We start from the raw sequence: 21,587 nt of genomic DNA on the forward strand, positions 1-21,587 counted from the left end.
TAGGACAAACGACGGGCGGTGGGACGATGCACGGCAAAATACTGGTGGTCGACGACGAGCAGCCGATTGCGGATATATTGAAATTCAACCTGGAGAAGGAAGGGCATCAGGTCATCTGCGCCTTCGACGGCGGGGAAGCGGTGCGGCTGGCGTTCGAGGAGCAGCCGGATCTGATTCTGCTGGACCTTATGCTACCGGTGAAGGATGGCATGGACGTCTGCCGCGAGGTGCGGACGAAGCTGCATATGCCGATCATTATGCTGACGGCTAAGGATACGGAGATCGACAAGGTGCTCGGTCTCGAGCTGGGCGCGGACGATTACGTAACGAAGCCTTTCAGCACGCGGGAATTGCTCGCACGGGTAAAGGCGCATCTGCGCCGCCAGAACAAGAGCGGACAAGCCGATGGCGCGGAGGGCGGAGCGCAGCAGGACGGGCAGCAGGAGCAGCAAGGGCTCCGATTGTTCAATCTGTTCATCGACACGAACATGTACGTCGTCTACAAGAACGGGGAGCCGCTTGATCTGACGCATCGGGAGTTCGAGCTCGTATATTATATGGCGCGGAACAGCGGCAAGGTGATGACGCGGGAGCATCTGCTGCAGGCGGTATGGGGCTTCGAATATTTCGGCGACGTGCGCACGGTGGACGTGACGATCCGCCGCCTGCGGGAGAAGATCGAGGATGATCCGAGCCGGCCGGAATATATTATGACCCGGCGCGGTCTCGGCTACATGATGCGCAATCCGAAATCGGGAGGCTTCGGTTACGGATGAAGGGGCGGAGCTTCTTCCGCACCATTCAAGTTAAGCTCGTCATCATCTATTTGCTGCTCATCCTTGTAGCGATGCAGTTGATCGGCGTCTATTTCATCAGCACGGTCAAAAACTCGCTCATTACGAGCTTCACCAACAATCTGAAGGAGCAGGCGGAGATGCTGGCCCGATTCGCGGCGCCGAGCCTAGGTCTTGGTCCGAATCAGGAAGCGGGCGACGAGTCGACCGTCAACACGACGGAGGACCTGAATCTCGTCGTCCGCAACCTGTTCAGCATCAGCGGCGCGGAGGTGCAGGTGCTCGACGCGAACGGCACGGTCGTGGCTACTTCGCTGCAGGTGCATCAGAGCTACATCGGGCAGAAGAACAAGTCGCTGGCGGTCAGCCGCGCGCTTCAGAATATACCGGACAATGAAGAAGAGATTATCGACGAAGACAACACGCGCAAGAAGATGATCGCCCTGCCCGTCACGTATAACGAGAAGGTGGTGGGCGCCGTCTACGTCGTCGCCTCCATGACGGATCTGTACGAGACGGTGAACCGGGTCAATCAGATCTTCATCTCGGGCACGCTCATCGCTCTTGGCTTGACCGGCGTGCTTGGCATTCTGCTCGCCCATACGATCACGAGTCCGATTCAAGGCCTCACGAGGCAGGCGGAGGCGGTGGCGAACGGCCGGTTCGACCTGAAGGCGCCCGTGCTCGGCTATGACGAGATCGGCCGCCTGAGCATGGCGTTCAATGAGATGACCAGCCGGCTGAAGGAAGCGCTCTCGGCGAACGAGGAGGAGAACGAGAAGCTGGTTTCGGTTCTCTCCAATATGAGCGACGGGGTCGTGGCCGCCGACGAACGGGGCGTCATCATCGTCTGGAACCGCCGCGCGCTTGAGCTCCTGGACGTGGAGACGTTCCAGGATGTCCGGCTGTCGGAGCTGCTGGGCCTGTCGACGGAGAAGATGGCGGAGCTGCAGTCCGGCCGCGGCCGGACGATCCTGATCAACCGGGAGCCCGCCGAGTCGGTCGGAAGTGGAGCCGGAGTCGATCTCGAAGGCAGTCTGCTGCGGGTGACGTTCACGCCGATCCATCGCCGGGGCAAAGGTATGACCGGCACGATTGCCGTTCTCCAGGACTTCACGGAGCAAGAGAAGCTGGAGCAGTCCCGCCGGCAGTTCGTCGCGAACGTTTCCCACGAGCTTCGCACGCCGCTGACGACGATCAAGAGCTACGCCGAAGCGCTGGGCGACGGCGCACTCGAAGAACGCGAGCTGGCGGAGCGGTTCGTTGGCGTCATCAGCACCGAGACGGAGCGGATGATCCGTCTCGTCACGGACCTGCTGCATCTGTCGCGCCTCGATTCGAATCAGGCGCCTCTGCGAAGGCGCCAAACGAATATCCATGAGATGCTGGACGAGGTGGCGGACCGGTTTTCTTTCCAATTGCGGCAGAAATCAATCGGGGCGACGGTTCGCGTGGAGCGCGGGCTGAAGAAGGCTTGGCTCGACCGCGACCAGATCGACCAAGTGCTGGACAATCTGATTTCCAATGCGATCAAGTATACGCTGGATGGCGGAACGATCCTGATTGCCGCGCGCAAGACGGGAGACGGCAGCCTGCTCGAGATCAGCGTCAAGGATACCGGCATTGGCATTCCAAAGAAGGATTTGACGCGTATCTTCGACCGGTTCTACCGGGTGGACAAGGCCCGTTCGCGCAATATGGGCGGCACGGGCCTCGGCTTGTCGATTGCCCGGGAAATCGTGAAAGCGCACGGCGGCACGATCTCGCTGCATTCCGAGCTGAATGAAGGCACGACCGTGTCGTTCACGCTCCCGCTGCTGCAGGAAGGAGGCGAGACGGAATGATGGAGAAAGCGAAAACGACAATTCTGATCGTTCTGGTCGCCCTTAGCCTGCTGCAGAGCTACTTGCTGGCTTACAGTATGCCAGGTCTCGGCGCCGCGATCCGAAGCGAGCAGAATTACGTGAACCCGGAGACGCTGGGGACGGCGTCGAGCGTGGAGAACGTTATTTTCCCGGAGGAGATCATTCTCCATAAGGGCGGGGACAAGCACACCGTTATCTATCCGGGCACGCAGTTCTACGAGATGATCCTGAACCAGCGCATCGTCGGGCGGGAGTTCAAAGGCTTCCAGCGGAGCCCGGCTTCGATTCTGGATTGGGACGAGGTGCGCAAAACCGATATCGGCATCGAGCTTCGCTTCGCGGACGGCATTTCGGTCGAGCTGCTGCAGAAGCTGCTCAAGCTGGAGGGCGATCTGCTGTTTCTGAACGAGAGGATCGACAACATCTGGATTCTGAAGACGGAAGGCACGGAGGAGATCCGGACGTTCTTCTTCAGCAGCGAGGAGGACATCGTCTACGAGTCGGTGCGCGCCGACCTTACCGTGCGCGACGTTCAGGATTACGTCGGCTTCGGCGAGCATTTGCCGGAGTACCGGATGACGGCGGACGGACTCTATATTCCGGAGGAGCCGTTCATGGCGACGGAGATGGTGTTCCCGTACGAGACCTATACCCCGGAGCAGATGCAGCGCAGCTTGTTCTTCGACTCCAGCACGACGAGGGCTTTCGTGGACCGCAGCGGCTCGCAGATCTTCACGGACGGCAAACGGGGGCTGAAGGTCGAGCAGGGAGGCTTGTGGATCAACTACACGAACCCGGCCGCCACGACCAGCAACGAGACGCCGCTTAGCGAGAACGTCTACGTGTCGGTCAATTTCATCAACGACCACGGCGGCTGGGACGGCACATATCGGCTTATGAGCGCGTCGCCGGAGGAAGAGGCAAAGTACGTCACCTTCCGCAAATACATCGAGCATTATCCGGTCGTCGACACGCCGGCTTTCCAATACGGACATATGCAGCTGACGCTGCAAAAAGGCGTTATTACGGAATACGCGCGTTCGCTTATTACGCTCGGCGCCAGATCGGAGTCGCGCACGCCGCGCTGGCTGCAAGGCGGCGAGACGGTCGAGGATATGCTGGAGCATTACCCGCGCCGCGGCGAAGTGACGGCGTTGTTCCCGGCGCTGAAGTCCGTCCTGCTGGAGGAGGGACGCCTGATGTTCGTACCCGTCTGGGTCGTCCGGCTCGCGGGCGGAGCGGAAGAAGTGCTGCTCGAGGCTTATCCTGCAGGCTACGAGCCCGTGAAGACGACGCAGGATGCGCCGGACGCGACTGAGGACGCAAGCGGGCAGCCGGCGAATGCGGATGATGAGGCGCAGACTGGCGGAGAGATCGGAACGGCAGCCGCGGACGGCGGAAACGCGGATGGCAAGGCGGTTGCAGGAGGAGTCGGTTCGGTTGCCGAAACGTCGGAGTCTGACGGGCAGACCGCGGATTGGACGCTGGGGGATCCGGGTACATTCGCTGGGACTGCCGAAGAAGAAGGACAGGCGGAGGATGAGCATTCATCCGACTCGTCGGACCCGTTGGACGAGCAATCGGCCGAAGTGTTCCCGGCGGAGCCTAACGCCGACGGATTATTTGAAGCGTTCGAATAATGTTAGGGCGAATGCCAGGGCGAAATTGTTGAATAAAGCGAGGAGGTGCGGAGGGTGGATTGGGGAAGAGCCAAAAGCGTGTTGATCATATCGTTCCTCATGCTGAACGTGCTGCTCGGCTATCAGCTCTGGGTTGACCTTCGCGAGCAATTGAACGCGAACGTCAACACGGCGGAGCTGCCGGCCGATAAAGTGCAGCTGATGAACCAGAAACGGATCACGTTATCGGCCAGTCTGCCCGGAAGCACTCCCCAGCTGAGCGATCTGTCGTACTTGCTCAAGGCGGACAGCCGAAAGCTGGAGAAACCGGAGGTGCTGGAGAAGCCGGTGGACAGCGCGTTAATTTTCTCGATGACGGAACTGATCCGCGCGATGGATGGCCAGATACCGGACATCGAATCATACAGCTTCGACCTGCAAAGCAGCCGGGATGGCGTTGCGGTCTTCCACCGGATGGCGGAAGGCCGGCCGATGTTCAACGTGAAGCTGGAGCTGTACTACAGCGATTTGAAGGTGACGGGCTACAAGCAGGACCTCGTCGACGACATCAAGATGGGCGAGGCGCAGCAGGTCATTCCGGCCGCGAAGGTCGTCGCTTCCTTAATCGAGACGTATATCGAGGAAGGATCGGAGATCACGGACATTCAGCTGGGCTATCACGGTCAAATTTTCGACTCCGAAGAGCAGGTGACCGCCCCATCCTGGCGCGTGACGCTGGAGGACGGCGAAGTATTCTACGTTCACGCCATAAGCGGCGAAGTCACGACGGAAGGCGCGGGCGATGAAGTGACCGTCGACCCGTCGGGCTTGCCCCTTGGGCAGTAAATGTTCTAGAGGGAGCAACGCAGCCTGGCAAGCGAGAGGAAGAAGCGGGCGAGCTAGCTTACAAGAAACGGAGCATGATAGAAGCTGCGATTCATAGAGCGGCTTCAACGCGTGTAAGAGTGAAAAAGCTAGAGGTATTTTCATAGATTTCATCCGAAAAAATTGTGCGGCAGGCAGAAAACAACAGAGGTATTTTCGACGAATCAGAGGTACAATGGACATAGCAATAAATGCTTGGCAAGCGGGAGAGGACTGGACGGTTTGGGACTTCGATTTACAGTGTTGGCGAGCGGGTCGACGGGGAACGCGACCATCGTGCAAGGCGCCGATAAGACGATAATGGTAGACGCTGGGTTAAGCGCAAAAAAACTAGAAGAGCTGATGAGGGAACGCGGCGTGGCCGGACATGATCTGGACGCGTTGTTCGTGACCCATGAACACTCGGATCATATTAAAGGGCTCGGCGCTTTTGCTAGAAAGTACGAGCTGCCAATTTACGCGAATGAAGCGACATGGGCCGCGATGGAACGGCATGTCGGTACGATAGAGGCGGAGAAGCGGGTCGTGATGGAGACGGGCGAAGCGCTGGACTTCGGTCCAATGCGCGTGCAGTCGTACCCGATCTCTCATGATGCCGCGGAGCCGGTAGGATATTGCTTCGAGGAGCATGGCGAGAAGCTGAGTCTCGCAACCGATCTTGGTTATGTAAGCGAGAAGGTCAAACGGATGATCATAGACTCCGACGTGCTGGTGCTCGAATCGAATCACGACACGGAGATGCTTCGCATGGGGCGTTACCCGTGGAACATCAAGCGGCGCATCCTAAGCGACGTCGGCCATCTCTCCAACGTGGCGGCGGGCGAAGCGCTGATCGAGCTCATGACGGACCGCACGAAGCGGGTGTATCTGGCCCATCTCAGCCTCGACCACAATCAGATGGACCTAGCTCTGCTAACGGTCAATTCTATATTGGAGAACCACGGAATATTTTATAAGCAGGATGAGTTTCCGCTTCGCAAAACGTTCTATGACCGGCCTACGCCATGGGATGAAGTGAAGCGGAAATAAGAGAGTCGAGCTGCTCGTCGAGCGCTTCGGCCTTGGCGGCGAGCTCCTCTCGGCTGATGATTCCTTTCTCCACGAACAACTCCAGCATCGCGCTGAGCGTAAGTACGGTACGGTAGTGGTCGTCCTTCAGATCGGCGAGCTTGGCCGCAAGCTGAACGTGCTCCCAGGCGGGGGACGGCATGGATTTGGATTTCATCAATAATCGCTCCTTTGGCTTTGAATCTATTATTATTGTAGTCATTTCTTCCGAAAACATTCCTAGATTATGAAATTCCCCTAGTTCCGCAGCTTGGAGAGGAGCGATTCCAGTGAGCATTTTCGATGACGATTTTTATTCGACCAAGGTGTCGAGACGCACGGTGCGCAGAAGCCAGCGCGAAGAGGGGAGCCGCATGTCCTCATTCAGCGGCGATCGCAAATGGTCCAGTCTGCGGATCGCATTCGTGTCCTCGTTCACGAGCGCCATCGCGGCAACCGTGTTGTTCGGGGTGTTCATGGGCGGCTTCGGGTTCGGGGGAAGCGGAGGCGGCGGTGATCTGCCGGCGAACGCGGCGGTGTCGGCCGATCCGTCGGAGAGGACGATCAACGCAACGGCCAAGGTGCGGCCGGCAGTGGTCAGCGTCATTAACGAGCAGACCTTCGAGCTCGGCATCGGCGGCGATTTGTTAGAAGAAGGCGAAGACGGCTCGGGCGTGCTACGGGAAGCGGGCGTCGGATCGGGCTTTATTATATCGAAAAAAGCCGGCAGGGCGTTCGTCGTGACGAACTACCATGTCGTGGCAAATGCAGAGAAAGTGAAAACGGTGCTCACGACCGGCGAGGTGCGCGAGGCTCGCGTCGTCGGGTCGGATCAAATCACGGATCTCGCGGTGCTCGAGATCGATGCGAAGGGCATCGAGACGGTCGCTGAGGTTGGCGACTCCTCGTCGCTTCAGGCGGCGGAATTCGTCATGGCGATCGGCAACCCGCTCGGCATGGGCGAGTCCATTACGATGGGCGTCGTGAGCGTCATTAAGGAGACGATCCCCGTATCGCTGAACCAGAACGGCGTCATCGATTGGGAGCAGGAGGTCATCCGCGTCGATGCGGCGATCAACCAAGGCAACAGCGGCGGGCCGTTGATCGACCTCGACGGCCGCGTCGTCGGCATCAACAGCATGAAGATCGCCGACTTCGGCGTCGAAAGCATCGGCTATGCGATTCCGATCAACAACGCGATGCCGATCGTGGAGAGCCTGATCGAGAAGGGCTACGTGCCCCGCCCTTATCTAGGCGTGTACACGCTGGACCTGGAGCAGTACTGGGAGCAGCAGGACATGGAAGAGATGTTCGAGGAGGAGCAATCGGGAGAAGATGGTTCTGAATCCGAGAAGGGACGTTCGGAGGAAGAGTCCGCTGATGAGCCTTCTTCGGAAGAGGAGGGCTTGGAAGGCTCCGCAGGGGACATTCAGTTGCCGGATGAAGTGCTGTCCGGCGTCATTGTGCTCGAGGCGGTCGGTCCGGCTCTGGAAGCGGGGCTGCAGTTCAACGATGTCATCGTGAAGCTCGACGATAAGAAGGTCGGCAGCACGATGGAGCTTCGCAAATACTTGTACGGCTCCAAGGAAATCGGCGACGAGCTCGAAGTGACCTTCTACCGGGACGGCGAGCTGAAGTCGGTGAAGCTGAAGCTAGGGGAGAATTCGGCCGAGGAGTAAGGCGGCGGGCATGAGAAAAGCCGGGATAAAGCGTCTGGTGACGCTTTGTCCCGGCTTATTTTTTTCGGGCGTGCGATACATGTTGGTTGCCTAAGTTGGCTTAGTAAGCCGTCCAGCCGGCGTCAGCCGTAATGACGGTGCCGTTCACGAAGCTGGCGTCGTCGGAAGCGAGGAAAAGCGCGACCTTCGCGACTTCTTCCGGCTCGCCGGTGCGAGGGTTCAGGTTCATGCCGGCCATCGCGCGGCCCGCGCCGAATGGATTCGGAGACGTCAGGGACGTCGCGATGTTCGTCTTCACGCCACCCGGAGCGATCGCGTTACAGCGGATGCCTTCGTTCGCGTATTGGAAGCCGACGTTCTTGGTCAGGCCGACAACGGCATGCTTAGCGGACGTGTAAGCCGCGCCCGCGCGGGAACCGTACAGGCCGCCTGCGGATGCGATGTTGACGATAACGCCGCTTTTCTTCTCCAGGAAGATCGGAAGCGACTTGCGGATGGTGCGCATAGGGCCCGTCGTATTGACGGCGAATACTCGTTCCCAGAGCTCGTCCGTCAGGTCGCCTGCCGGAACGAAGTTGTCCATGATGCCCGCGTTATTGATGAGAATATCCAGCGTGCCGTATTCCTTGACCGCGGAGTCGATCAGGTTCTGCACGTCTTCTTCTTTGGCTACGTTGGCCGCAACGGCGAGAGCCGTTCCGCCTTTTGCTTGAATGTCTTCTACGACCTTGCCTGCTGCTTCGACGTTGAGATCGGAGACGACGACTTTGGCGCCTTCCGCGGCGAACAGAATCGCGATTTCCTTGCCCATGCCGGATGCCGCGCCTGTGACGACGGCTACTTTGTTTTGAAGCTTCATTGTGGTTCCTCCTCGGTTTTGTGATCGTATGCGCTGTTGCTAATGACTGATGCGTAGGAGAAAGGGGTTACCGTTATTGAACAGGTGTACGATAGAGTACATCTGTTGAGGCTATTATACTATAATGGATTTGGGACAAACCATATATAAACCGCTTTCAAATCTGCGATAATAGACAATGGAACGGGGATTGTTGAATACTTTTTTGCGGAAAATAAGGAGGGATGCGGCATATGGGGAAGTCGACGGTCGATCGCCGCGTCTTGCGGAGCAAGCTGGCGCTGAAGGAGGCGCTGCTGTCGCTGATGGCGGTCAAAAGCTTCTCCCAGGTGTCGATAACGGAAATCGTGGAAACGGCGAATTATAACCGGGGGACGTTCTATACGCATTATGAGAACAAGGAAGCGCTGCTGGACGAGGTGCTGGGCGAGCTGATCGATGAGCTGATTGCCGCATTCCGCGCGCCGTATGATCAGGTGGAGCTATTCAAGGTGGAGGAGATGCCGGCGACCGCGGTGAAAATTTTCGAGCACATCTACAGCCGGCGGGACGAGTATACGGTGCTGTTCCGCAGCGATGTGCTGCCGATGGTGAAGGAGAAGATGTTCTCGGCGGTGAAGCGGATCTCGAACGAGGATCTGGAGCACGACCGGACGGGTCCGCTCAACCAGGAGCTGATGCAGGCTTATTCGATGAACGCGTTGATGGGACTTGTGTTCCACTGGATCGAGGGCGGGTTCCAGTACGAGCCGGCTTATATGCAGGAGCAGCTGGTGCTGATTTTGAATCATCGGCCGGGGGCGGCGAGGACGCATGTGAAGAAGTAGGGCGGTGAGGGCTTCTTGAGTTTGATGAGCGTGGTGGCGAGGGTTCTGCGGCCTTTGGCTTGCTCCCCTTTAGTTCAGGGGAATCTTGGATTTTGGTGCGCCGTTAAGAGCAATGCTTCACAGGAGTCGACAAGTTCTGCTATGCTGTATATAACGTAAGATCTCATACTACCTGTAGAATAGGAAGCGAAATCGTATGTATTGTGTATGCAAACCGTGTATTGAACATGCTTTGGAACGTTTTGTCGACGAATATGAAGACGCGCCGGACATTGTCGACCTGAAGGAGACGCAGTTCGCCGACTGGGACCCGCCGAGAAAATGCGACTTCTGCGACGCGGCGGCGGAGTTTTTGGTTGTATAAGACGGTTATGACAGGGAACCGCGCTGCGCTCGAAAGGCTGGGCGCTGGCCGGTTCGCCTTTAGTGGGAACGGGGCGGCCAGGTCGGATAAAATTTTCCGCTTCGCCTGATAATAATTATCATTATTGGCTAACATAGAAGGGAGCAGGAAAAAGGACAGCCGGTGGCTCGGCTGCCCAGGTGGGTACTGCTTTACACCTTCGGTTCGAACGTTTTGCAATCCGTTTCTTCCGAGTTGCTCGCTTTTTTGCCGCGGTGGCTGACAACGTAGATGGAGGAAGCATTGCATTGGTTGCCTGCACCCCAATACTTGCAGGAATTCACTTCGCACAGAACATCTTTCGCCATGGGTTCTCACCTCCTTGGCATTAGGATGGTCTAACGGTGTACCTCAATATACCTCAGACAGCCCGGTTTGAATCTCTAATTTGGAGAGGAGCCGGGTTTGTTTGTTGTCTGGGGAGTGCGGGTCGACTTCTTGCTGCTGATTCGACTACAATATCCTTAACAAAAAGAGGAGGCTTGTCCGAGCCGAGTGATCGTGGCGGTCCTCTAAACGATGAAGGAGCTTGTACAGCGATGCACATACAATTGATAACGGTAGGCAAATTGAAGGAGAAATACTGGATCGACGCGGTAGCCGAATACACCAAGCGACTCGGCGCTTACGCCAAGCTGGACCTGCGCGAGGTGCCAGACGAGAAGGCGCCGGAGAACATGAGCGCCGCCGAGGGCGAGCAGGTGAAGGAGCGGGAGGGCGAGCGCATCCTCGCGGCCATTAAGCCCGATGCGAATGTGATCGCACTAGCCATCGAGGGCGAGACATGGACAAGCGAGCAGCTCGCCGCCCACCTGGACAAGCAGGCCATCTACGGCGGCGGCTCTGTCGCCTTCGTCATCGGCGGCTCGCTCGGCCTGTCCCGCGCCGTACTGGCCCGGGCGGACAAGAAGCTGTCCTTCGGGCGGATGACCTATCCGCATCAGATGATGAAGGTGCTGGTGCTGGAGCAGGTGTATCGGGCGTTTAAGATTAATCGGGGTGAACCGTATCACAAGTAGTGGTAAAGCGCAGGATGGAATTAAGTGTTTCTAATAAAGACATGTTGAACAAAAAGTTTAACAATGCTCTGCACCTTTCAGGATTGTGCAGTAAAACATTAAAAAAATGAGGGTAAAGATGAGAAAACCAACATGTTGCAGTATGGTTATTTAAAAAACACATACTTTATCGTAAAATAGAGAAAGGTGCAGAGAGTAAGCTAATTTTTAACTGTAAAGTGTATAGTTTTTGGTAAAGCGCAGTAGAATTATTAAAAGCAAGGAGGTGGCGATATGCTTAGAAAAGATACCACTGAAATGTTGATGAAGATATTCAATCATAATTCAGGATTCGCTGAAACCAAGGAACTTCTAGATAATGGGATAAGTCTTTATTACATTAAAAAGTTTGAAAATGCAGGTGTTATAGAAAGAATAAAGAAAGGTTTGTATAAATTAAGTAACACTGAGTCACGAGATTTTGATGAGTTTGTTACTATTTCCGTGCTAATTCCAGGAGGAGTTATTTGCTTACTCTCCGCTCTTTCGTACTACAAGCTTACAACGTATACACCTTGGGAGCATTATGTCGCAATCTTGAGGTCAAAGAAAAGACTTAATTCGATAACGCATCCTCCGATTAAATATTTATATTTTTCGAAGAAACAATACGAGTTAGGAATTACGGAAGTTCAGGTGGAGGGTAAGTCTTTCCAAATTTATGATATGGAAAAAACGATTTGTGATATAATTCGTTATAAAGATAAATACGGTCTAGATATTATGAAGGAAGCTTTAAGGAATTATCTCAATAGAAAAGATAGAAATTTATTTAAACTGAAGAAATATGGAAAAGAACTTAACGTCAAGGATATGGAGAAGTATCTCGAGGTGATAATTTAGTGAGTGGAAGAAACATAGCAGCTTCAGTTAAAGCAAAATTATTATCAATTGCAAAGGAATCTGATAAGACAAACGAATTAATTCAATTGTTATACTCTCAGGAGAGACTTCTCTATCGATTGTCGATATCACCCTATAGAGATTACTTTATTCTTAAAGGTGGCTTGTTCCTCTATTCAGTTACTGGATTCAAGACCAGACCAACACGAGATGCTGATTTTCTAGTTAAGAATCTAAGTAATAATGAGAATAGAATGATTGAGATTTTTAAAGAAATTTGTAGCATTGAGGTAGAAGACGGTATTCAGTATGATATTGAAGGTATTAAAGCTGAAACAATTACTGAAGATGCTGATTATCATGGTATTAGAGTTACAATTACATCGTTTTTAGAGAAAAGCAGAAGCCAAGTTCAGTTGGATATGGGTTTTAGTGATGTTGTGGTACCTAACCCAAAGGATTTTGACTATCCTGTTTTCATTGAAAGTGAGTTACCAGCACCTAATATCAGGGTTTATTCCCTAGAGTCTGTTGTAGCCGAGAAATTTGAGGCAATGATTAAGCTATCGGTATTAAATAGTAGAATGAAGGACTTTTTTGATATATATAATATCTTAACGACGACAACAATTGAAGGTAGAATTTTATCGGAAGCAATTAAAGAAACTTTTGAAAAAAGGCTAACTGATATAAGAAGAGACCATGAACTGTTTACAGACGAATTTGTGGATGAGCAGAAACAAACGCAATGGCTAGCCTTCTTAAGAAGAACTAGATTACCAGAGGTAGAATTCTCTTATTTAATGAGTAAACTTAAAGAATTCTTGTTGCCTGTTTATAACTCCTTACTAGATGAGGACGAATTTTTTGGTACGTGGAATCCTGAAACTCAAAAATGGTCATAGGATTAAAGGATAGTTATCGTTCATTTATTGATGACGATGAGCCGGACTTCAATACAATTGAACTATGGAAAAACGGAGAACTTATCGAGAGCCAATCATAAATATGTTTAATTAAAGGATGTTGAAATGACGAACAGGACGAACCGTAAAAGTCGGATTCGTCCTATTTATTATTTTATAGTTCAGAAATAAAATGAACTAAAAGATTAATCCCGAGGAACAACACACTGAGATAACTTTGGGTGAACCGTATCACAAGTAGTGGTAAAGCGGAGAGTGGAAATCAAAGTAGATATGGAGACTGTTCAGACTATAAATCTGGTAAGATAGCAATATGAGTATAGTCCATTGGAGGTGTCATTCGTTTTGAAAGATGAGATGATGACGAAACTTGAAACAATATATGCGGATTATTACGATGGGTTGTATTCCGAGGATCAATTGAAGACGATGCTAAAGCGACTTTATTCTGAATCGCAGATTGACATTACGAAGTGGTCGGAAATGCTTCTCGATGCTCAGTGGAAGTACGCTACCGAAGAAGATTACCGTAATAAACGGGAACAGCTAGACTTGGAAGCTGAACTTGAAGGAGGTGGAATAATGTTCTTTTGCGATTGCGGTGGTCTATTGTTGGTGGAAAAGGTGGAGGCATATCCAGAAAGGTACAATGGGAATGAGAGGTTGGATTATGATCGCTCATGTACGGCGAAATGCCCTGATTGCAACAAGGTGTATGAGGGCTTGAAATACGATTAATAGAACAGGTCACCGTACGATTGCGACGGTGCCTGCGAATCAATGAAAACGCTTCCAAATAATTATAAAAAAAATTTGCAGATTTCGCCTATTTGTCCTTGCGTCGGAGAGCAACTAGGCATATAATGTAAATACAAGCCAGATGTTTTTGAATACATCGAGAATGTTTTTGATCGGACGGGCAGGTCGGATCGACAACTCGATGTTGGTAGCACAGACGTTTCATAAGCGTCATTACCATTCAGGACAAGCAGGCTTGAGGCGGCGAGTAGTAAGGCGTTCCATTAGCGTCAATGCTCGCTACCGACCCACCACGGCAGGAAGCGTTCCATTAGCGCAGATGCCAAACCACGGCGAGTAGTAAGGCGTTCCATTAGCGTCAATGCTCGCTACCGACCCACCACGGCAGGAAGCGTTCCATTAGCGCAGATGCCAAACCAACGGTGAGTAGTAAGGCGTTCCATTAGCGTCAATGCTCACTACCGACCCACCACAGGCAGGAAGCGTTTCATTAGCGCGGATGTCAAATTGTAGCTGCAGGTAGTAAGACGTTCCATTAGCGTTAATGCCTGCGGGTACAATTTAAAAAACTGTCTTTAGGTAAAAATTATATCACAAGAAATCAAGATGGCAAAGGGGGCTAATGAGATGGCTGTTGTATTACCATGCATAAAAGGAAAAATGGGTTCTACTACATTCTATCAAACGAAAATGTCCGCATTGGAACTCGTGAAAAGCGTAAGAGCAGCTTCGGAGCTTGATGAATGGACAAGTATGGGTCCGGAAGAAAGAATTCAAAGGGAGCCGAACAAACAGCGTATTGTTAAAGAAATAGCACCTTATATTACAGACTCGTCGGATAGATTTTTTGGCTCTCTGATTGTGTTGGTGTATAGAGGAGAGATTGATTTTGAAGGAATACATCAGTTTGTTGCAAAAGTTCCTAAAGCATACCAATCCACTACAAAGGATATGGGCTTTTTAACTATTGATGGTGCAACGCTTATAGTTCTAGACGGTCAGCATAGGTATCTTGCATTAGATAAAGTGGTAAATCACGAAGTGCAAGGTGAATTCTCTAAGGAAGTTCCACACGATGAATTGAGTGTTATTTTCATTCCATACGAAAGTAATGAAAAAACACGTCGAATCTTCAATAAAATCAACAAGTATGCTAAAGCAACGGGACGTGGAGATAATATTTTGACAGACGAAGATAATACGATGTCCATCCTTGCAAGAAGATTCATACTAGATGGGGAACCGCTAAGTTCTACGTATCGAGCAGATAATGGAAGAATAGAAAGCGTAGTTAATTTTAAGAACAATACTTTGTCTGCAAGAAGTTTGCAATTTACGACGATTAGTACAATTCATGAAACAGTTAAAATGATTCTCGAGCATAAAGACATCGAGGTTAATCCGCATTTACGACCTACAGATGACGAACTTTCCGATATGTATAGTGTTGTAAAAGAATATTGGGAAGCCGCTTTACAATACATTGAAGTTTATGACAAGGCACTTGAGAATAATAAGTTAATACCAAAATTTAGGGATCCTAATTCTCAGTGGTCTTTGTTATTTAAGCCGGCTGCTCAACTAGCGCTGTTTAAAGGAGTGATTATGGCTGAGAAATACGGTGCCCCATTAAAAGACGTGTTACAAAGGGTAAATAAAGTAAATTGGAGCATGAATAATCCTATTTGGGTTGATATAAATGTACGCACAAGTGGAACAATTGATCCAAAGTTGGAAGCCCAAAATAAAGCCGCTCACTTGATATGTTATCTTTTAGCATCAGCCTTTATGGACAAGGATTCCATACTTGCTGTTAAGAAAATGTACAACTCAGCTAGAAAAAACGATAATGAGGATTTGCCGCCCCCTATACTTTAATAGATAAGAATCGAAGCACGACTACGATCTTGCTTTCGATTCTTTTTTTATTGTATAATGGGTTCTTTTATTTCGTTTCAGCAGAAGTTATAATGGTTTTATACCAAATTACGTACGTAAGTCGGAGGAGTTATGCAAGATTCCATGATCGATTTCAGCTATAACTTCCCCTCTATACGGGGAGTCCAAGCGGGAAAGCATTACTATATTGCGATGTGTCCTCTTAAGTTGATTCCGAAGGTCTTCATTTTCAATGAGGAGGAAGTACCTCCAAGTTTCCGCTCCCAAAGGGTATTAAATCGTTCAAGAATCCCTAAGATTGCGCAATACATTGTGGATAATCCAAATGACTATGTGTTTTCGTCAATTACTGCAAGTATTGATGGTGCTATTAACTTTGTTCCATTTGATGAAAAGAAGAACTCCAATATTGGACAACTCGTTGTCTCGATGGACTCAAAGTTCCTGATCAACGACGGTCAGCATCGTCGCGCCGCCATCGAAGAAGCTTTGCGTCAAAGACCAGAGCTCGGGGATGAGACAATATCCGTTGTATTTTTCCTGGATACAAACTTACAGCGAAGTCAGCAGATGTTCAGCGACCTCAATAAGCACGCCGTGAATTCTACGCGTTCTATTGGAATTCTTTACGATTTCCGAGACCCACTTGCATTGGCAACTAAAGAGGTCGTCGATAAGAACCCGTTTCTCCGTAAATTTACTGATTCTGAGTCGCCAACATTAGCGATGCTGTCACCGAAACTGTTTATGCTAAGTAGCATATATAGCACCATTAAGAGCCTACTTCGAAAATCTAAAAATCAAGTAATTACTACTGAGGAACTTCAGGTTTGCTTAAAGTTTTGGGAAAGCTTATATGAAGCTATTCCAGAATGGAGGGCAGTTGAACGTAAAGAATTGTCACCATCGAATCTGAGAAAAGACTATATCACGGGATATAGTATCTTCCTCGAAGCGATTGGACAAGTCGGAGCGTCTCTTTACTTTGATTCCTCCGATAAGGAATTTACGGCATTCGGAAAGTTATCACAGCTCGACTGGTCGAAGACAAATAAAGAATGGCTGGGACGAGCTATTTCTAGGGCAGGTAGAATTTCAAATAATGTTGAAGCCGTTCGACTTACCGCGAACTATATTAAGATATCATTGAAGATTGAGCTTAATCAGGACGATCTACGTTTCGAATCGCGCTTCAAAGAAGGAGACATCTCAGATGTTTAATTTAAGGGAAGTCCAACAAGAGATCCGAGAGTTATACAGACAAGATAATACCCCGTGGGTTATTGGATATAGTGGAGGTAAAGATTCAACCGTTGTTGTACAGCTTATTTTCAACGCCCTTTCAGAGTTGGCACGGACTGAAAAGTTAAGTAAAGATGTGTATATCATATCGTCGGACACTTTAGTGGAGACACCGCTTATTATAGATTATATAAATAATTCTTTGGACTTGATTCAACGGCAGGCAGAACAGCAAGGGCTGCCGATAAGCACACATAAGGTTAAGCCACTTGTTGATCAAACATTCTGGGTAAATATGATCGGTCGGGGTTACCCTAGCCCAAGACAGAAGTTTAGATGGTGCACTGACCGTATGAAGATTGAGCCGGCAAACCGATTTGTTACCGAACGGGTATCTGAACACGGAAAAGTAATAATGATTCTAGGTGTTAGATCTGAGGAAAGCGCTACAAGAGCTCAGACAATAAATAAACATAAGGTAAGAGGGAAGTTATTAAGCAAGCACTCTACTCTCCCTAATGCTTTTGTTTATGCACCAATTCGCAATTTTTCAACTGAAGATGTATGGGCATATCTGTTGAATGTTCCTTCACCTTGGGGTGGGGATAATCATGAGCTCCTGAAGTTATACAATAACTCGAATGCTGAATGCCCGTTAGTAGTCGATAAATCAACTGCATCGTGTGGAAATAGCAGATTTGGTTGTTGGGTCTGCACGGTTGTTACCGAAGACAAGGCTCTTAATGGTTTTATAGAGAATGGTGAGGACTGGCTTCGACCGTTGCTTAAGTTCCGAAATATGTTAGTGAAGATCCGTGATGTTCCTGAAAAAAGGGAACGCAAGCGCATGAACGGGCAAGTATATTATACCGCTCCGGATAAACTTGGATTTGGTCCCTTTACAATGAAAGCTCGCCAAGAGATTTTGGAAGAGCTTTTGACTGTTCAGTTTAACCTGCAGACGCCTGAAGGAAATCCGTATGAGCTGATCACAAGGGACGAGCTGTATAAAATTCAAGAAATATGGTCCGCTCTTGGTGATTGGGAACTTAGCGTGTTAAGTATTTTTAGAAAAGTGTATGGATATGATCTTCCTTGGTTTGGTGAAGAAAGAGAAATTGTATCTCAGGAACAACTACAACTTCTCTATCAACTTAGCGAAAAGTATAATGTGCCATTCGAAATCGTTCAAAGGCTTTTGTTCTTGGAATGGAAAAATGCAGGATACTCCTATCGCCACGGCATGGAGAAAGAATTGATATCGATGTTACGAGAACAATGGTTGCACATTGAAGGTGACATACAAGAGGAAGTGTTGGCATGATTATTACGCAGTTAGAGATTAATAACTTTGGACCGTTTAAAGGAAGGCATACTTTTTTAATTAAACCTGCAACCAATAAACAGCCGGTTGTCATTGTTATGGGGCATAATGGTGCAGGTAAAACAACATTTTTAGAAGCAATTCAATTAGGTTTATACGGTGCGTTCTCATGGGGACTTAAGAACATGTCTCCAAGGTATCAGTCCATTATAAAACAAAAATGTAACAGGAAAGCATATAACGAGAACCCTGAATGTGAGTTCTCTGTTGCAGTTAGCTTTACCTGGAGGAATGGTCGCAGCATAGACCAGTGCAAGCTCGAGAGATCATGGTGGATTAACCTTGAGGGCAAATTGTACGAGAGCACGGTTGTCATTAGAAACGGTACTCAGCTTGAAGAGAAAGATGCCTTTGAATTCCAAGAGAAAATACGTTCGTTCTTACCGCCCTCACTGACCGAGTTCTTTCTATTTGATGGCGAACGGATTGATTATATTCTGCGTAATGCAGATTTTTCATCGATTCTTAAAGACGGTGCAATCAACATGTTTGGTCTTGATTTAGCCACAAGACTTAAAAAGGACCTACTAACAGCCTTTAATAAAAATCAGTTCAGAAACACTTTATCTAAGGATGAAGCACAACTTTTTGATATCAATAAGAGCATTGAAGAAAAACAAGAGCTATATAACCAGTACATTACACAAATTAGCAAGTACGAACTGCAAAAAGAAGAGATGACTACACAGCGGGAACTTTTGTTTGGGGAATTTAAGCTCCATGGTGGCTTGCTTGCAGACGAACAACGTGAGTTGGAGCAACAAATAAAAGAACTGGAGCTAAGTCGTTCCAGAGCGAATGAGAGTATTAAAGCAGCAGTAGCAGAAACGTTGCCATTTAAAATGATGTACCCGTTATTGAATAAAGCATTGGCAAGAATTGAGGAAGAAAAGCGAGCTCGCGACAAAGAGCGTGCTTATGAGACAGTTATTCAGCAAGGGGATATTATTTTATCAAAGTGGAATCAGGAGGTTGGCAATGACCATGTTGAAGCTAACAGTCAGTTTTTCAACTTCTTAATTAGCCAACTTAAAAATGATAAGAAGATTAATTACATCTTTGATTTATCGGAGGCGGAATTCCGTAAAATCCAGTATATATTTGAATTGACGCAGAGCATCTCCTCCGAAGAGTATGCTAGATGGTTCAAAGAAATCGACAGATGTACATCAATGATCCAAACGATTAGAAAACGCTTGGAAACCAGTGTTAAGGAAAACTCTCTTGAAGAGACATGGAGCGCAATCCAAGGTATCGATTCCTCGCTTATCGAGACTCAATCTATGCTTAAAGAAGTGCAGGAGAGTGCCAATATCCTTCTTGCAGAGATAACTCAACTTAATACCGAGAAAGAGAAAGTTGTGCAGAGGATTAATGAAGTCCAGAAAGATGAAAGTGTAATAAATCTTGCTGATAAAATCTCGTCAATGATGGAAGAATATCAGCATCAATCGCTAGAAAAACAAGTTGTTCATCTGGGGGAAGAGATTAAACTCCATTTCACCAAGATGTTACAAAAGAGAGACTATATAAGGTCTGTTATTATAGATAGTAATTCCTTTGATTTAACGCTGATTGGCAAAGACGGTGACACTATTCCATCGCATTTATTGTCAGCGGGAGAACGACAATTATTACTCTTGGCGATAATTAAATCATTTCTCAGTGTGTCTGGAAGGGAATTGCCTTTGGTACTCGATACTTTAATGGGAAGACTTGATTTGAAACATAGAGAAGCGATTATCAATAGATTTTTAATGAATGCTGACCTGCAGACGATTGTACTCGCGACAGACTCTGAGTTCTCTCGTAATGAGATTGATCGTTTAAATAATGTAGTCTCGAAAGTGTATCATATATCTTATAATGAGGACTCTGGTGTTACTGAGGTTAAAAGTGAGGAGGAAACCAACGTATGAGACTAAGAACCTCTAAAAAGGCAGAAGAAACGTTAAAGACACTGCAAAGTCTTCTCCACCTTCAACCAAATGTCCTGATAAGGTTAGCAGTGGCGATGTCACTAAATGATGGAGAGGCTGTGGATGAGACAGAGAATACAGACACCTCCGGGTTGGAGTTAAATAGGGCTACTCTTACAGGCGACTTCGATAGTGTATTTAAAGTGTTAGTTACAGAACACGCAAATCGCCAATTGGAAGACGATGAATATTTCCCGCGGCTATTTAAAGCTCATATGGAGAGAGGCTTGGATATGCTGCAGGATGAATATCAATATGCGGGGAATTATGGGAAGTTTATCATGCAGTTAGCGTCGTTGGGTGAAGCGGTATGATTTACTTAGATAACGCGGCAACGACACCAATGGACCGCTCCGTGTATGAGGCGATGGTCCCTTACTTAACTGATTTTTATGGCAATCCAAGTGGGAAGTATTACAGCCAATCGAACGTAGCCAAAGATGGGGTGGAATCAGCTAGACTAGCAGTAGCTAATCTACTATCTTGTAAAGTCAATGAAGTAATTTTCACCTCTGGTGCATCTGAAGGGAATAACTTTGTTATTAAGGGAGTAGCTGACTCCAGAAGAGACAAAGGTAACCACATTATTACAACATGCATCGAGCATAGTTCTGTTCTTGAACCCTGCCGGTATTTGGAAAAGCACGGTTGGGATGTTACGCTTCTTGGAGTGGATTCAAATGGAAGGATAAACTTAAAGGAACTGCTGGAGAGCATTCGTAAGGAAACCGTTCTTGTAAGCATCGGTTGGGGTAATAGTGAGGTTGGTACAATTCAGGATATAGTGGCTATCGGTAATGCAGTTAAAGAATTCAACTCAGATGTATTCTTCCACGTCGATGCCACACAAGTTATCGGGAAACTGGGGATTAACTTTTCCAAACTACATGTGGATGCACTTACCTTCTCCGCCCACAAGATTTATGGTCCCAAGGGGATTGGTGCAACAATAGTTAAGCGTGATGAGGATAATAATAAGCCTCTTATTACTCCTCTGATTCATGGTGGGGATCAAGAGATGGGGTATCGTGGTAGCACCTTGGCAGTAGCCAATATCGTTGGTCTTGGAAAAGCCGCTGAGTTGGCTTCTTATGATCTGCAAACGCATATTGAATTGCTTTCAAATTTGCGTAATAAATTTATCGAACAATTAGTAATCGATGATGTGGAGCATTATATTAATAGCCCAAGCAATGATGTTATTCCAAGTATTTTAAACGTCAGGTTTAGAAACTTAAATAATGAGACTTTAATAAAGGAGCTTTCAAATGAGGTTGCTTTATCGTCAGGTTCAGCATGTTCATCTTCAAAACCCTCGTATGTCTTAAAAGCGTTAGGTCTATCAGACACTGAAATTAGGTCATCTGTTAGAGTATCGTTTAATAAATGGACTACGGAAGAAGAGATAGAACGTACTGTAAAAGAAATAAGCAAGGTCCTACAGAAGTATAAATCAATGTTCGGATAATTGAATATACGCAGGAGTTCAGAATCCTCTGTCGAATTTATGGAGTATAAG

General features: G+C 48.7%; 21 protein-coding genes. 18 read left to right on the forward strand and 3 right to left on the reverse strand.

Annotation, left to right across the window (positions count from 1 at the left end):
* Positions 1 to 26: 26 nt before the first annotated feature.
* The 5 genes from yycF (at position 27) to NQZ67_RS15930 (ending at position 6,192) form a co-directional block, all read left to right on the forward strand.
* A complete protein-coding gene (yycF, locus tag NQZ67_RS15910) occupies positions 27 to 776 on the forward strand; it encodes a response regulator YycF (RefSeq protein ID WP_257447704.1) in 750 nt (249 codons plus the stop codon).
* Positions 773 to 2,638 carry a cell wall metabolism sensor histidine kinase WalK gene (gene walK / locus NQZ67_RS15915; protein WP_257447706.1) on the forward strand — a complete coding sequence of 622 codons (1,866 nt, stop codon included), beginning with the start codon at positions 773 to 775 and terminating at the stop codon, positions 2,636 to 2,638. Before yycF ends, walK begins: the two co-directional genes overlap by 4 nt.
* Positions 2,635 to 4,299, forward strand: coding sequence for a two-component system activity regulator YycH (locus NQZ67_RS15920; protein ID WP_257447709.1), 1,665 nt, complete (start codon positions 2,635 to 2,637; stop codon positions 4,297 to 4,299). Before walK ends, NQZ67_RS15920 begins: the two co-directional genes overlap by 4 nt.
* A 54-nt stretch (positions 4,300 to 4,353) precedes the next feature.
* Complete coding sequence (gene yycI / locus NQZ67_RS15925) at positions 4,354 to 5,124, forward strand: two-component system regulatory protein YycI (RefSeq protein WP_257447712.1); 771 nt, start codon at positions 4,354 to 4,356, stop codon at positions 5,122 to 5,124.
* A 261-nt stretch (positions 5,125 to 5,385) separates the two neighbouring features.
* Positions 5,386 to 6,192: an MBL fold metallo-hydrolase gene (locus tag NQZ67_RS15930; protein WP_257447716.1), complete on the forward strand. Its 807-nt coding sequence runs from the start codon at positions 5,386 to 5,388 to the stop codon at positions 6,190 to 6,192.
* Here the strand turns inward: NQZ67_RS15930 and NQZ67_RS15935 are convergent.
* The gene (locus tag NQZ67_RS15935) at positions 6,161 to 6,388 is read right to left on the reverse strand and encodes a hypothetical protein (protein WP_257447718.1); all 228 of its coding nucleotides are present in this window, start codon (positions 6,386 to 6,388) and stop codon (positions 6,161 to 6,163) included. The two genes, NQZ67_RS15930 and NQZ67_RS15935, sit on opposite strands and share 32 nt — an antisense overlap.
* Before the next feature lie 112 nt (positions 6,389 to 6,500).
* On the opposite strand from NQZ67_RS15935, the gene NQZ67_RS15940 reads away from it, so the two are divergent.
* Positions 6,501 to 7,889: a S1C family serine protease gene (locus tag NQZ67_RS15940; RefSeq protein WP_257447721.1), complete on the forward strand. Its 1,389-nt coding sequence runs from the start codon at positions 6,501 to 6,503 to the stop codon at positions 7,887 to 7,889.
* Positions 7,890 to 7,989: 100 nt separating this feature from the next.
* Here the strand turns inward: NQZ67_RS15940 and NQZ67_RS15945 are convergent, their stop codons facing one another.
* Positions 7,990 to 8,748, reverse strand: a complete 759-nt coding sequence (locus NQZ67_RS15945; protein ID WP_257447723.1) for an SDR family oxidoreductase — start codon at positions 8,746 to 8,748, stop codon at positions 7,990 to 7,992.
* Between the two features lie 233 nt (positions 8,749 to 8,981).
* On the opposite strand from NQZ67_RS15945, the gene NQZ67_RS15950 reads away from it, so the two are divergent.
* Both NQZ67_RS15950 and NQZ67_RS15955 read left to right on the forward strand, forming a co-directional pair.
* Complete coding sequence (locus NQZ67_RS15950; RefSeq protein WP_257447725.1) at positions 8,982 to 9,575, forward strand: TetR/AcrR family transcriptional regulator; 594 nt, start codon at positions 8,982 to 8,984, stop codon at positions 9,573 to 9,575.
* A gap of 196 nt (positions 9,576 to 9,771) precedes the next feature.
* On the forward strand, positions 9,772 to 9,939 hold the full coding sequence (locus NQZ67_RS15955; protein ID WP_257447727.1) for a CxxH/CxxC protein: 168 nt from the start codon (positions 9,772 to 9,774) through the stop codon (positions 9,937 to 9,939).
* Between the two features lie 191 nt (positions 9,940 to 10,130).
* Here the strand turns inward: NQZ67_RS15955 and NQZ67_RS15960 are convergent, their stop codons facing one another.
* The gene (locus NQZ67_RS15960) at positions 10,131 to 10,286 is read right to left on the reverse strand and encodes a DUF1540 domain-containing protein (RefSeq protein ID WP_257447748.1); all 156 of its coding nucleotides are present in this window, start codon (positions 10,284 to 10,286) and stop codon (positions 10,131 to 10,133) included.
* 231 nt (positions 10,287 to 10,517) lie between these two features.
* Between NQZ67_RS15960 and rlmH the strand changes: the two genes are divergently transcribed.
* The 10 genes from rlmH (at position 10,518) to NQZ67_RS16010 (ending at position 21,536) form a co-directional block, all read left to right on the forward strand.
* The gene (gene rlmH / locus NQZ67_RS15965) at positions 10,518 to 10,997 is read left to right on the forward strand and encodes a 23S rRNA (pseudouridine(1915)-N(3))-methyltransferase RlmH (RefSeq protein WP_257447751.1); all 480 of its coding nucleotides are present in this window, start codon (positions 10,518 to 10,520) and stop codon (positions 10,995 to 10,997) included.
* Between the two features lie 273 nt (positions 10,998 to 11,270).
* A complete protein-coding gene (locus tag NQZ67_RS15970; RefSeq protein WP_257447754.1) occupies positions 11,271 to 11,879 on the forward strand; it encodes a type IV toxin-antitoxin system AbiEi family antitoxin domain-containing protein in 609 nt (202 codons plus the stop codon).
* Complete coding sequence (locus NQZ67_RS15975; RefSeq protein ID WP_257447756.1) at positions 11,879 to 12,784, forward strand: nucleotidyl transferase AbiEii/AbiGii toxin family protein; 906 nt, start codon at positions 11,879 to 11,881, stop codon at positions 12,782 to 12,784. Before NQZ67_RS15970 ends, NQZ67_RS15975 begins: the two co-directional genes overlap by 1 nt.
* 366 nt (positions 12,785 to 13,150) lie before the next feature.
* The gene (locus NQZ67_RS15980; RefSeq protein WP_257447758.1) at positions 13,151 to 13,543 is read left to right on the forward strand and encodes a hypothetical protein; all 393 of its coding nucleotides are present in this window, start codon (positions 13,151 to 13,153) and stop codon (positions 13,541 to 13,543) included.
* 648 nt (positions 13,544 to 14,191) lie between these two features.
* Positions 14,192 to 15,442 carry a DNA sulfur modification protein DndB gene (locus NQZ67_RS15985; RefSeq protein ID WP_257447760.1) on the forward strand — a complete coding sequence of 417 codons (1,251 nt, stop codon included), beginning with the start codon at positions 14,192 to 14,194 and terminating at the stop codon, positions 15,440 to 15,442.
* A gap of 144 nt (positions 15,443 to 15,586) precedes the next feature.
* On the forward strand, positions 15,587 to 16,684 hold the full coding sequence (gene dndB / locus NQZ67_RS15990; protein WP_306812909.1) for a DNA sulfur modification protein DndB: 1,098 nt from the start codon (positions 15,587 to 15,589) through the stop codon (positions 16,682 to 16,684).
* Positions 16,677 to 18,029, forward strand: a complete 1,353-nt coding sequence (gene dndC / locus NQZ67_RS15995) for a DNA phosphorothioation system sulfurtransferase DndC (RefSeq protein WP_257447762.1) — start codon at positions 16,677 to 16,679, stop codon at positions 18,027 to 18,029. Before dndB ends, dndC begins: the two co-directional genes overlap by 8 nt.
* Entirely contained in the window at positions 18,026 to 20,008 is a 1,983-nt protein-coding gene (dndD, locus tag NQZ67_RS16000) for a DNA sulfur modification protein DndD (RefSeq protein WP_257447764.1), read from the forward strand. The genes dndC and dndD overlap by 4 nt, the downstream gene beginning before the upstream one ends.
* The gene (gene dndE / locus NQZ67_RS16005; RefSeq protein WP_257447766.1) at positions 20,005 to 20,382 is read left to right on the forward strand and encodes a DNA sulfur modification protein DndE; all 378 of its coding nucleotides are present in this window, start codon (positions 20,005 to 20,007) and stop codon (positions 20,380 to 20,382) included. The genes dndD and dndE overlap by 4 nt, the downstream gene beginning before the upstream one ends.
* Complete coding sequence (locus tag NQZ67_RS16010) at positions 20,379 to 21,536, forward strand: cysteine desulfurase family protein (RefSeq protein ID WP_257447769.1); 1,158 nt, start codon at positions 20,379 to 20,381, stop codon at positions 21,534 to 21,536. The genes dndE and NQZ67_RS16010 overlap by 4 nt, the downstream gene beginning before the upstream one ends.
* The last annotated feature ends 51 nt before the right edge of the window (positions 21,537 to 21,587 follow it).

The organism is Paenibacillus soyae, assembly GCF_024623455.1.
Lineage (GTDB): Bacteria > Bacillota > Bacilli > Paenibacillales > Paenibacillaceae > Pristimantibacillus > Pristimantibacillus soyae.